At 65.2% G+C, this 11,620-nt stretch carries 11 protein-coding genes; 9 read left to right on the plus strand and 2 right to left on the minus strand.

The genetic code is table 11. The features are described from left to right. The 5 genes from cobN to AC1DUU_RS11340 form a co-directional block, all read left to right on the plus strand. The coding region (gene cobN, locus AC1DUU_RS11320) for a cobaltochelatase subunit CobN (protein ID WP_476783513.1) at positions 1–2,933 on the plus strand (2,933 nt) is incomplete at its 5' end. Beyond that, complete coding sequence (cobG, locus tag AC1DUU_RS11325; RefSeq protein ID WP_476783514.1) at positions 2,930–4,507, plus strand: precorrin-3B synthase; 1,578 nt, start codon at positions 2,930–2,932, stop codon at positions 4,505–4,507. The genes cobN and cobG, both read left to right, overlap by 4 nt. Before the next feature lie 2 nt (positions 4,508–4,509). After that, positions 4,510–5,142: a precorrin-8X methylmutase gene (locus tag AC1DUU_RS11330; protein ID WP_476783515.1), complete on the plus strand. Its 633-nt coding sequence runs from the start codon at positions 4,510–4,512 to the stop codon at positions 5,140–5,142. After that, on the plus strand, positions 5,139–5,888 hold the full coding sequence (locus AC1DUU_RS11335) for a precorrin-2 C(20)-methyltransferase (RefSeq protein ID WP_476783516.1): 750 nt from the start codon (positions 5,139–5,141) through the stop codon (positions 5,886–5,888). The genes AC1DUU_RS11330 and AC1DUU_RS11335 overlap by 4 nt, the downstream gene beginning before the upstream one ends. Continuing rightward, the gene (locus tag AC1DUU_RS11340) at positions 5,885–6,646 is read left to right on the plus strand and encodes a precorrin-3B C(17)-methyltransferase (protein ID WP_476783517.1); all 762 of its coding nucleotides are present in this window, start codon (positions 5,885–5,887) and stop codon (positions 6,644–6,646) included. Before AC1DUU_RS11335 ends, AC1DUU_RS11340 begins: the two co-directional genes overlap by 4 nt. Here AC1DUU_RS11340 and AC1DUU_RS11345 read toward each other — a convergent pair. Beyond that, the gene (locus tag AC1DUU_RS11345; protein WP_476783522.1) at positions 6,643–7,380 is read right to left on the minus strand and encodes a cobalt-precorrin-6A reductase; all 738 of its coding nucleotides are present in this window, start codon (positions 7,378–7,380) and stop codon (positions 6,643–6,645) included. The genes AC1DUU_RS11340 and AC1DUU_RS11345 overlap by 4 nt on opposite strands. A 1-nt stretch (position 7,381) precedes the next feature. Between AC1DUU_RS11345 and cbiE the strand changes: the two genes are divergently transcribed. Genes cbiE through cobM form a run of 3 tightly spaced genes read left to right on the plus strand, consistent with a single transcriptional unit; the run spans position 7,382 to position 9,755 of the window. After that, positions 7,382–8,611: a precorrin-6y C5,15-methyltransferase (decarboxylating) subunit CbiE gene (gene cbiE / locus AC1DUU_RS11350; RefSeq protein ID WP_476783518.1), complete on the plus strand. Its 1,230-nt coding sequence runs from the start codon at positions 7,382–7,384 to the stop codon at positions 8,609–8,611. After that, positions 8,608–8,994, plus strand: coding sequence for a cobalamin biosynthesis protein (locus AC1DUU_RS11355; RefSeq protein ID WP_476783519.1), 387 nt, complete (start codon positions 8,608–8,610; stop codon positions 8,992–8,994). The genes cbiE and AC1DUU_RS11355 overlap by 4 nt, the downstream gene beginning before the upstream one ends. Beyond that, positions 8,991–9,755: a precorrin-4 C(11)-methyltransferase gene (cobM, locus tag AC1DUU_RS11360; RefSeq protein WP_476783520.1), complete on the plus strand. Its 765-nt coding sequence runs from the start codon at positions 8,991–8,993 to the stop codon at positions 9,753–9,755. The genes AC1DUU_RS11355 and cobM overlap by 4 nt, the downstream gene beginning before the upstream one ends. On the opposite strand, the gene AC1DUU_RS11365 is transcribed toward cobM, so the two are convergent. Then, positions 9,722–10,837, minus strand: coding sequence for a cobalt-precorrin-5B (C(1))-methyltransferase (locus tag AC1DUU_RS11365; protein ID WP_476783523.1), 1,116 nt, complete (start codon positions 10,835–10,837; stop codon positions 9,722–9,724). The genes cobM and AC1DUU_RS11365 overlap by 34 nt on opposite strands. 53 nt (positions 10,838–10,890) lie before the next feature. Between AC1DUU_RS11365 and cobA the strand changes: the two genes are divergently transcribed. Further along, a partial coding sequence (gene cobA, locus AC1DUU_RS11370; protein WP_476783521.1) for a uroporphyrinogen-III C-methyltransferase occupies positions 10,891–11,620 on the plus strand: 730 nt, incomplete at its 3' end.

Below are 11,620 nucleotides of genomic sequence, written 5' to 3' on the forward strand. Positions count from 1 at the left end.
TCATCCGCCCCTTCGGGGCACCTTCTCCCCGTGAACGGGGAGAAGGTGATATCGTCCCCATCCTGTTCTATCGCTCGATGCTGCTGGCAGCCGATGTCGCCCCCGTCGACGCACTGACCGACGCACTCATCCGCCAAGGCATCCGGCCCGTCCCGATCTTCGTATCAAGCCTGAAGGACAAGGAATCGCTCAGCTTTGTCGAGGCGGCTCTTTTTGCGTTAGAGCCATCAGCCATCATCACGGCTACAGCGTTTGCCTCAGGAGCGGAACCCGGCGCGGAAACACTGTTCGACCGGGCCGGCGTTCCCGTGTTTCAGGTGATCGTCGCCACCACCCGCCGCGAAGCCTGGGAGGGTAGCCCGCGTGGGCTGGCACCGGCAGATCTTGCGATGCATGTCGTCATGCCCGAGCTCGACGGCCGCATCCTCGCAGGCGCCATCTCATTCAAGTCCGAGAGCGAACTCGACCCGGCGCTCGGCTTCCGCGCCTTGGCCAACCGGCCCGAGCCGGACCGTGTCGAACAGGTCGCAACCCGCATCGCGGCACATCTCAGGCTGCGCGAGACGCCGCCCGAAAAGCGCAAGCTCGCGATTCTCATCCCCGATTATCCCAGCGCGCCCGGCCGCACAGGCTATGCCGTAGGCCTCGACGTACCCAACAGCGTCTTGGCCATGCTGCAGGACCTCAAGGACGCCGGGTACGGCGTTGAATCGATTCCGGAAACTCCGCGCGAATTGCTCGACCTGATCGAGGCGGGTGGGCATGGACTGGYGCTTGATAACTATCTCGCGCAGTCCGCTGATCTGCCCACGGATGCAAGGAACGTGGTTGAGGCGGCGTGGGGGGAAGCTGCGCTGGAGGCTGTAACAACTCCACCATCGCACCGCCCCTCATCCCCTGCCGGACCTTCTCCCCGTAACGCCGGGGAGAAGGAAGACGGCCGCAACGCCGACGCCCCCCTCTCCCCGTCTTTGAGGGGAGAGGGTAAGGGTGAGAGGCAACTCCATTTTCCATTCTGCGCCTCCACCTTCGGCAACGTCACGGTGGCCCTCGCCCCGGATCGCGGTCGCTCGGCCGATCGCCGTGCCGACTATCACGATCCGACCCTGCCGCCACGGCATGCGCTGCTTGCCTTTGGCCTGTGGCTGCAAAAGTCGCTCGGCGTCCACGCGATCATCCATGTCGGTGCGCATGGCACACTTGAATGGCTGCCGGGCAAGACTGTCGCTCTGAGCCAGACCTGTTTTCCCGAAATCGTCACCGGTTCGCTGCCTGTCATTTATCCCTTCATCGTCTCCAATCCTGGTGAGGCAGCCCAGGCCAAGCGCCGTATTTCGGCCGTCACGCTCGGCCACCTGCCGCCGCCACTTGCCAGTGCCGGCCTCGACGAGAACCAGCACAAGCTTGAGCGACTGGTCGACGAATATGCCCAGGCCGATGGCCTTGACCGCCGCCGCCGCGACCGGCTGGCCAAGCTGATCGTCGAGATGGCGTCCCAGACAGGCCTCGCCAGCGAAGCCGGCGTTGCCAACACCGACGCGCCAGACGAGGCACTGCGCCGTATCGACGCCTGGCTTTGCGACCTCAAGGATTTCGCCATCAAGGATGGCCTGCACATCTATGGTCGCGCCTCAGACGACGAACACGACGCGATGCGCAGGCAAAGTGCTGCCAGCGAACGCGAGGGCCTGATCGCCGCGCTCGACGGCCGTCACGTTAAGGCCGGCCCCTCGGGCGCCCCGGCGCGCGGACGCACCGACGTTTTGCCCACCGGCCGTAATCTGTTCACATCAGATCCGCGTACCATGCCGACGCCGACCGCCTTCGACCTCGGCAAGGCTGCGGCCGACGAAATCATGCGCAGCTATCTACAGGGCCATGGCGACTGGCCACGCGCGCTGGTTATCGATCTCTGGGGCAGCGCTTCGCTGCGCACTGGCGGCGAAGAGATCGCCCAAGGCCTGGCGCTGATGGGCTGCCKGCCGCAGTGGGATTCCGCCACCGGCCGCGTCACAGGCATCGAGGTGTTGCCGCCGGCAGCGCTTGGCCGCCCGCGCGTCGACGTGACCTGGCGCATTTCAGGCCTGTTCCGCGACATGTTCCCGACCCAGATCGCGCTGATCGATGCGGCAGCGCGCGCGGTCGCCACACGCGAGGAGGACGACCACGAAAACCCGCTCGCCGCCAGCACCCGCGCTTCGGGCAAAGTCGAGCCACGCATCTTCGGCTCATCGCCCGGCACCTATGGCGCGGGCCTTGAGGACCTGTTGTCTTCGGGCGACTGGACCACGCGTGACGAACTCGGCCGCGCCTATCTCGACGCGGCCTCGCACGCCTATGGCGGCGCCGAGGGTGAAGGTGTCTCCGCGCCCGGGGCCTTTGCCGGCCGCATCGCCGAAGCAGATTTGCTGGTTCACACCGGCGACGACCCCGGCCGCGACATACTCGAAGGCTCCGCCGACGTCGCCTTCATAGGCGGCTTTACGGCAGCTCTTGCCACACTCGGCAAAAACGCCGACGTCATTGTGCTCGACACCACGGACCCGCAGAAGCCGCGCCCGCGCTCGGTCACGGAAGCCGTCGGCCGCGTCGTACGTGCTCGCGCCACCAACGCCCGTTTCATCGCCGGCCAGATGCGTCATGGCCCACGCGGCGCCTCGGAGTTCGCCGAAACGGTCGACCGCCTGATCGGCTTTGCCGAAACGACCAACGCCATATCAGGCGCGTTGATCGAGGCCGTCCACGACGCCTATCTCGGCAATGATGCCGTGCGTGCCTTCATGCTGCGCGAGAACCCGGCAGCGGCGAAATTCATCGCCGAACGTTTCGCGACCGCCCGGCGTCGCGGCCTATGGCATCCCTTGCGCAACTCCATCGACGACGATCTCGCCGCATTGATCGCCGAAGCCTCGGAAAAAGAGGTCGCGGCATGAGCACCTTCTCACGTCGTGGCGCCTGCCCCGCTCTTTCCGCCCCGATGCAGACAGGCGACGGACTGCTCGTCCGGCTCAATCCAGTTGCTGGAGAAATCGCGCCCAAGCTATTGATCGGACTCTGTGAGTCCGCGCTTCGCCATGGCAACGGCATCGTTGAGGTTACCGCTCGCGGCAGCATCCAGATCCGCGGCCTGACCACCCAAAGCGCCGCGCAACTTGCCGCCGAAGTCGATGCGCTCGGCATTGTGGTTCGCACCGGCGCTCCCGTCGACACAAGTCCACTTGCGGGGATCGACCCTACGGAAACAGCCGATCCCGCGCCGCTCGCAACGGCCATCCGCCAGGCAATCTCCGCCGCCGACCTAGCCGCACGGCTCGGTCCCAAAGTCTCCGTGGTGGTGGACGGTCGCGGCCAGATCCGCCTCGACGCCATCATGGCAGATGTCAGGTTAGAAGCCGCCGACGCCCAGCACTGGCGTCTGTCAGTCGCCGGCGACGCAGACGCCGCGACCTTGGTCGGCGAGTTCAGTGCGGAAGCCGCCTGCCATGCTACAGTCGCCATACTGGGAACTGTAGCGGCCCTTGGGCGCCAAGCTCGCGCCCGCGACCTGGCGGTGCCCGCCATCCTGGAAGCAATCGAAGTCTCGGCAACGTCTCACTCCTTCCGCCCCCCCTCTGTCCTACCGGACATCTCCCCCGCAAGGGGGGAGATCGGCCACTTCGGCGTCAGTGCTCCGTGCCCTGATCTTGCAGAATATGACACCCCTAGCGCCACGTCCGCCGGGCACACTGACACCGGAGATTGGCGGAAACCGACGCAATGGCTGATCTCCCCCCTTGCGGGGGAGATGTCCGGCAGGACAGAGGGGGGGTCGAAAGATCACCACTTAACCACCGCAGCTGATGATTCATTTTCCCAGCAAATCCCCTCAACCGATTCATCTTCCATTGGAATCCTGCCCCTAGGCGAGGACCGAATCGCCCTCGGCATTGCCCTGCCGTTCGGCTCTGCCCGCGCCGAAACGCTAATTTCCCTTTGCGAAGCCGCGATCAAGCTTGGCGCATCCGGCATCCGTCCCGCTCCCGCCCGTTCACTCCTCCTCATGGGCATGACGCACCCCGCCTGCGACGCACTTCGCTTGGAAGCAAAAAGACTCGATTTCGTCACTGCCGCCGCCGATCCGCGCAGCCGCATCGCCGCCTGCCCAGGCGCGCCAGCATGTGCGTCCGGCATGATCGCCGCGCGCGACGTGGCGGCCGAAATCGCGCGAACCATCGGCCCAGACCTCGACCCGACACTTAGCCTGCATGTCTCCGGCTGCGCCAAGGGTTGCGCCCATCCCGGCCGCGCTGCCCTCACCATCGTCGGTGACGAAAAAGGCGCGGCATTTGTCGTCGGCGGAACGGCGAAAGGGCTTCCGGCTGCTTACACCGCAGGATATGAAGCCGCGCGTGGCGTTGGCCGGCTCACAGAACTTCTCGCCGCCGAGCGACAGCCGCATGAGGACGCCACCGCTTGCCTCGCCCGGCTTGGCGCCAAGCGCTTGGCGCAATCGTTACGACAAGGATGACCATGGCCGCCTACGACTACATCCACGATGGCATGGCCATCTACGAGCGATCCTTCGCCATCATCCGCTCGGAGGCCGACCTCTCGCGCTTTTCCGAAGAGGAAGCCGATGTTGCCGTGCGCATGATCCACGCTTGCGGCCTGGTCGAGGCGGCTGAACATTTCGTCTTCTCCGAAAACTTCGTGTCCGCAGCGAGTGCAGCCCTCAAGGCCGGCGCACCGATCTTTTGCGACGCGGAGATGGTGGCGCGCGGCGTCACCCGCGCCCGCCTGCCCGCTGACAACGAGGTGATCTGTACGCTGCGCGACCCGCAAACAGCCGAAATCGCGCAAAAAGTCGGCAACACCCGTTCCGCCGCCGCCATCGACCTCTGGGGCGATAAAATGGCCGGCGCGGTCGTCGCCATCGGCAACGCACCGACCGCGCTTTTTTATCTGCTTGAAAAGCTGCGTGACGGTGCGCCCAAGCCTGCCGCCATCATCGGCATGCCGGTCGGCTTCGTTGGGGCTGCCGAATCAAAGGACGCGCTGGCCGAAAATTCCTATGGTGTGCCTTATGCCATCGTGCGTGGCCGCCTCGGCGGCAGCGCCATGACCGCCGCCGCCCTCAACGCACTTGCGAGGCCGGGCCTGTGACATCAGCTCAGAAAGGTCGCCTCATCGGCGTCGGCACCGGCCCGGGCGATCCCGAACTGCTGACCTTGAAGGCGGTGCGTGCGCTGGCAGAGGCCGACGTGATCGCCCATTTTGCCAAACGTGGTAACAACAGCAACGCCCGCACCATCACTGACGCGCATTTCCGCGCTGAGGTCATCGAACTGCCGCTGCTCTACCCGGTCACCACCGAGATCGACAAGGATCACGACGACTACCGCGCAGCGATCACAGGCTTCTATGAAGAGTCAGCGCGGGCGGTTGCAGCGCATCTCCAGGAGGGACGCACTGTGGCGGTCCTGTCCGAGGGCGACCCGCTGTTTTATGGTTCCTACATGCACCTGCATGTGCGGCTGTCGCACCTCTTCCCGACCGAAATCATCCCCGGCGTCACCGCCATGTCCGGCTGCTGGTCGCAGACGGGCGTGCCGATCGTCCAGGGCGACGACGTGCTGTCGGTGCTGCCGGGCACCATGAGCGAGTTCGAGCTGACCCGCCGCCTCGCCGACACCGACGCCGCCGTCATCATGAAAGTCGGCCGCAACCTGCCCAAGATCCGCAAGGCCCTTGACGTCACCGGCAAGCTCGACCGCGCCATCTATGTCGAGCGCGGCACAATGCCGAACACGCTGTCGATGCGGCTTGTCGACAAGGCCGACGACACCGCACCCTATTTCGCCATCGTGCTGGTGCCAGGCTGGGCCGGCAAGCCGGGGGCGGAGCTATGAGCGGCCGCCTCGTCGTCATCGGCCTCGGCCCCGGCAATGCCGATCAGGTCACGCCGGAAGCCACCAGCGCCGTTGCCGAAGCCAGCTACTTCTTCGGCTACAAGCCCTATCTCGATCGCCTCGACCTACGCCCCGACCAGGCGCGCGTCGCCTCCGACAATCGCGAGGAGATTTCCCGCTCCAACGCCGCGCTAGAAATGGCAGCATCCGGCCACAACGTTGCTGTCGTCTCTGGCGGCGACCCCGGCGTCTTCGCCATGGCCGCTGCAATCTGCGAGGCGATCGAGGCCGGCCCCAAGGAATGGCGCGACATCGACCTCGCCATCGTGCCCGGCGTCACCGCCATGCTCGCCGTTGCCGCCCGCGTCGGCGCACCGCTCGGCCATGATTTCTGCGCGATCAACCTGTCGAACAATTTGAAGCCATGGGAACTGATCGAGCGCAGGCTGGTGGCGGCGGCTACCGCCGGCTTCGTCATTTCGCTCTACAATCCGATCAGCAAGGCACGCCCTTGGCAGCTCGGCAGCGCGTTTGAGACGCTACGCGCGCATCTGCCCGCGTCGACGCCCGTCATCTTCGGCCGTGCCGCCGGCCGACCCGACGAACGGATCGAAATCGTCACGCTTGGTGAGGCCGCTGCGGAAAAAGCCGACATGGCGACCTGCGTCATCATCGGCTCACCTGAGACCCGTCTCATCGAGCGCGATGGCAAGCGTCCGCTTGTCTACACGCCGCGCTTTGCAGTCGGGGCAAACTAATGATCGATAAGGTCGAGCAGCGCGGTAACGGTCGAGGCGGATGGCACATCCGGCAATTCCGGCCTGCGGAACAGGATCACCTCGGTCCCAATTCCCCGCGCGGCTGCGATCTTGCCATAGGTGGCCGCACCGCCGCTGTTCTTGGCGACGATGACGTCAATGCGATTCTCCTTGAGCAACGCGCGCTCGTCGACCTCCCGAAACGGCCCGCGCGCAAGAATGTAGGTGGCATCGGGCACACCGAGCGGCGGCTCGATCGGGTCGACGCTGCGAATGATATAGGAATGCTGGGGCGCAGTCACGAAAGCCGCGATCTCTTGCCGGCCAAGCGCGAGGAAGACGCGACGCGGATTTACACCCAGCGCAGCCACCGCTCCGTCGGCATCGTCTACCAGCGTCCAGTTGTCGCCGGCGACCGCCTCCCAGGCAGGGCGGCGCAGTGCCAGAATCGGCACGCCGGACAGGCGCGCAGCCTCGGCCGCATTGGCCGAAATGCGCGCAGCATAGGGATGAGTGGCATCAATCAGCAGGTCGATTTTGTGCGCGGCAAGCCACTCGGCCAAGCCCTGCGCTCCACCAAAACCGCCACTGCGCATCGGCACCGGCTGCTCGACCGGATTTTCAGTGCGGCCAGCCATGGAAAGCGTGATGTCGAGGCCGGTGCGCGCAGCGAGCTGCGCTGCCAGTTGCCTCGCCTCGGTGGTTCCGCCCAAGATCAATATGCGGTGGGTCATCATGCCTGCTGATTTCACGCCGATGGATAAATGGCTGACGGTCGTCGGCATCGGCGAGGACGGTGTAGCGGGTCTCGGCGACGAGGCCAAGCGCGCGATCTCGGCCGCGACCCATGTCTTCGGCGGCAAGCGCCATCTGGCGTTGGCAGCCGGGTTGATCAACGGCGAGGCCCACGCCTGGCCGACGCCTTTCGACAACGAAATGCGCAACGTCACCGCCCTCCGTGGCCAAAAGGTCTGCGTGCTCGCCTCCGGCGATCCCTTTTTCCATGGCGTCGGCGTCACATTGGCTCGAGCGGTCCCAACTGCGGAAATGCGGGTACTGCCAGCCCCTTCTGCCTTTTCGCTCGCCGCCTCGCGCCTTGGCTGGTCTTTGCAGGACATCGAGACGATCTCGCTTCACGGCCACGCCATCGAGCTGATCCGCCCGCTGCTGCAGCCCAGCGCCCGCATCCTCGCACTGACCTCGGACGGCGAAGCGCCGGCTGCCATCGCGAAACTGCTCGCAGACAGCGGTTTTGGGGGCTCGAAACTCACGGTTCTCGAAGCTCTTGGCGGTCCAAGCGAGCGAATTCGCGCAACCAACGCGATGGCCTTCGACCTCCAAAAAATCAATCCGCTCAATGTTTTGGCACTTGAGATTGAATCAACTCCGGAAGCTCGCATTTTGCCGCTTGCTTGCGGCCTCGCCGATGATCTGTTCGAACATGACGGCCAGATCACCAAGCGCGAAATCCGCGCCATGACGCTGTCGGCGCTTGCTCCGCAGCGCGGCGAGCTGTTGTGGGACATCGGCGCAGGTTCCGGCTCGATCTCGATCGAGTGGATGCTTTGCCATCCCTCGCTGCGTGCTGTCGCTATCGAGACCAATGCTGAGCGCGTCGAACGTATTGGCCGCAACGCCAAGGCTTGTGGCGTGCCCGGCCTCGCAATCGTGCATGGCGCCGCCCCCGCAGCTCTCACCGATCAGCCCACACCCGACGCCATCTTCGTCGGCGGCGGCGGCAGCGAGCCAGGCGTTTTCGACGCGGCAATCGCAGCGCTTCGTCCCGGCGGCCGTCTCGTCGCCAATGCCGTCACGCTTGAAATGGAAACGTTGCTGCTCGCAAGCCATGCCGCCCTCGGCGGCGACCTCATTCGCCTTCAAGTCTCCCGCGCCGCCCCTGTTGGCTCGATGACCGGCTGGCGGCCGGCAATGCCGGTCACGCAATGGAGCTGGGTAAAGCCATGATGATCGCAGGCATCGGCTGCCGCAAAGGCGCAGCGCACGAAGACATTCTGTCCGCCATCGAAACCGCGCTCGAAGCGCACGGCCTGGCTGTAACCGCACTCTCAGCGCTCGCCACTGCCGCGCTCAAGCGAGACGAACAAGGCATCATTGCCGCTGGACGAACCCTCGACCTCCCCTTGCTGGTCGTAGAAGACACGAAGTTGAAGGCCGCAGAGCCACGCACGCTCAGCCGCTCGCAAGCCTCGCTCGAAGCCGCAGGCACGCCGTCCGTCTCGGAAGCCTCAGCCCTTGCCGCCGCCGGCGACGGCTCGAGCCTGCTTGGCCCGCGCATATCAGTCGGCGCGGCCACCTGCGCCATCGCCATCAGTGGAGCCAGCACTTGACCGTTCATTTCATTGGCGCCGGCCCGGGTGCCGCCGACCTCATCACCGTGCGCGGCGCAAAGGTCCTGGCCGCCTGTCCGGTCTGCCTTTATGCCGGTTCCATCGTCTCGCCTGAGCTTTTGTCCTACTGCCCGGAGGACGCAAGGCTGGTCGATACCGCTCCGATGTCGCTCGAGGAGATCGAAGCTGAGTATGTCGCCGCAGACGCAGCCGGCCATGACGTCGCCCGTCTGCATTCCGGCGATCTCTCAGTGTGGAGTGCGGTCGCCGAGCAGATTCGGCGGCTGGAAAAGCACGGTATCGCCTACACACTGACGCCGGGCGTGCCCTCCTTCGCCGCTGCGGCTGCAGCGCTCAAGCGCGAGCTGACCATTCCGGAAGTCGCCCAGAGCCTGGTGCTGACCCGCATCTCAGGTCGCGCGTCGAAGATGYCGCCGGGCGAAACGCTCGCCGGCTTCGGCCGCACCGGCGCCACGCTCGCCATTCACTTGGCCATCCACGCCATCGATCAGGTCGTTTCGGAACTCACCCCTCACTATGGCCCGGATTGCCCAGTGGCGATTGTGTTCCGCGCTTCATGGCCGAACGAGCGTGTCATCCGCGCTACGCTGTCAACCATCGCGGCCGAACTGGCCAAGGACCCGATCGAGCGCACCGCCATCATCTTCGTGGGCGCCTCGCTGGCTGCAGAGGATTTTCGCGAAAGCTCGCTCTACGACGCCTATTATCAGCGCCGCTTCAGGGGCCGCGACGGGTTATGAGACGAGGCGAAGGGCGCATGCCCCATCAACTCTCCTTCACGGTTGAAGACGAGGATTTCGAGCGCGATATCGGGATCGTTGAGGGCAGCGGCCGCAGTGCGCCAGGCCGCCTTGGCGATCGCATCGCCAATACCGACGCCGGCCTTTCTGGCCTCGATGAAGGCTTCGGCCACCGTGTTGGCGCTACGGATACGCGCGGCAAGCGCTTCGTCCGCTCCGGCCTCCGCGGCCACCGAAGCCAGCCCTTCCAGATCGGCGGAGCCTCTATTCGAATGCACATCGAGCAGGCCTTGCGACAGCTTGGTCATCTTGGCGACGCCCCCGGCGATCGTCACCTTTGGCACCGGATGAGCGCGGATGTATTTCAGCATGCCGCCGACAAAGTCGCCCATGTCGATCAGTTGGACTTCGTGCAGATCGTGGAATTTCTGGACCGCCATCTCGGAGGCGTTTCCGGTCGAGCCCGCGACATGGTCGAAGCCCATGGCGCGCGCCACATCGACGCCGCGATGGATGGAATGGATCCAGGCCGAGCAGGAATAAGGAATGACGATGCCCGTCGTCCCCAGGATCGAAATGCCGCCCAGGATGCCGAGCCTCGGGTTCAGCGTCCTGAGTGCCATCTCCTCGCCGCCGGCAACCGAAATCTCGACCTCGTAGTCGGCACCTTCCCCCGCCACCTCGGCTATCGCAGCAGCGATCATCTTGCGCGGCACCGGGTTGATCGAGGCCTCGCCGGGCGGGATCGGCAGGCCCGGCCGCGTCACTGTGCCAACGCCCTTGCCCGCCTTGAAAATGATGCCGCTGCCTGGCCTGCCCGGCCGCACCGTGCTCATGACCAACGCCCCATGCGTCACATCGGGATCGTCGCCGGCGTCCTTGACAATACCGGCCATGGCCGCACCGTCCAAACGCTCGTTCTTCGCCAGCGCGAAAGCCACCTTCTGGCCGCTCGGCAAGGTGATTTCCACCGGGTCGGGGAATTGCCCCGACTTCAATGCGATGCACGCCGCCTTGGTCGCGGCGGTGGCGCAGGCACCGGTGGTCCAGCCGCGCTTGAGCGGACGATCTTCTTCATTCATGACGCGATCTATAGGCTGGCCAAGCCCGCGCGTCATCGGCGAAAGCGACACGCATGAGTCTCGAAAAAGCCATTGCACGTTTGAAGTACGAGCCTCAACTGCTCGAACCCGGCCATGTCTGGCTGGCCGGTGCCGGGCCGGGCGATCCCGGCTGTCTCACGCTCGATGTGCTGTCGGCGCTCGCCCAGGCCGACGCATTGGTGCATGACTCGCTGGTGACCCCCGAAATCCTTGATATTGCCGAGCAAGCCGAAAAATTCTTCGTCGGCAAGCGCGGCGGCAGGCTCTCGATCCCGCAGGACGATATCAACGCACTTCTGGTGAAGCTGGCGCGGGAAGGCCGCAAGGTCGTGCGGCTGAAGGGTGGGCATCCCTTCGTCTTCGGCCGTGGCGCGGAAGAAGCGCTGGTGCTGACGAGGGAGAACATACCCTGGCGTGTGCTTTCCGGCATCACGTCGGCTTTCGGCGGCCTGACCTCGGCGGGCATTCCCGCGACCATGCGCGGCGTCAATGGCGCAATCATCCTTGCCACCGGATTTGCCGCTGTCAGCGACGACCGGCCTGACTGGGCAGCCCTTGCCCGCACCGGCCAGCCCATCGTCATCTATATGGGCCTGACGCATATGGCGGACACCGTGGCGGAACTCTTGGCAGCAGGGCTGCCAGAGGATACGCCGGCAGCATTCGTCGAGAACGCCTCAATGCCGCAGGAGCGCACGGTCACCGCATCGCTCGGCACTTTGATCGAGACCGCCCGGCGCGAGAAAGTCGTATCCCCCGCGC

The organism is Aminobacter sp. P4_H6_2 (assembly GCF_056400805.1).

Excerpts from the sequence above, each read along its gene's own strand:
- AC1DUU_RS11330 (WP_476783515.1), top strand. The coding sequence starts at position 4,510 with ATGGCCGCCTACGACTACATCCACGATGGCATGGCCATCTACGAGCGA.
- cbiE (WP_476783518.1), top strand. The coding sequence starts at position 7,382 with ATGCCTGCTGATTTCACGCCGATGGATAAATGGCTGACGGTCGTCGGC.
- AC1DUU_RS11345 (WP_476783522.1), bottom strand. The coding sequence starts at position 7,380 with ATGACCCACCGCATATTGATCTTGGGCGGAACCACCGAGGCGAGGCAA.
- AC1DUU_RS11355 (WP_476783519.1), top strand. The coding sequence starts at position 8,608 with ATGATGATCGCAGGCATCGGCTGCCGCAAAGGCGCAGCGCACGAAGAC.
- AC1DUU_RS11340 (WP_476783517.1), top strand. The coding sequence starts at position 5,885 with ATGAGCGGCCGCCTCGTCGTCATCGGCCTCGGCCCCGGCAATGCCGAT.
- AC1DUU_RS11365 (WP_476783523.1), bottom strand. The coding sequence starts at position 10,837 with ATGAATGAAGAAGATCGTCCGCTCAAGCGCGGCTGGACCACCGGTGCC.
- cobG (WP_476783514.1), top strand. The coding sequence starts at position 2,930 with ATGAGCACCTTCTCACGTCGTGGCGCCTGCCCCGCTCTTTCCGCCCCG.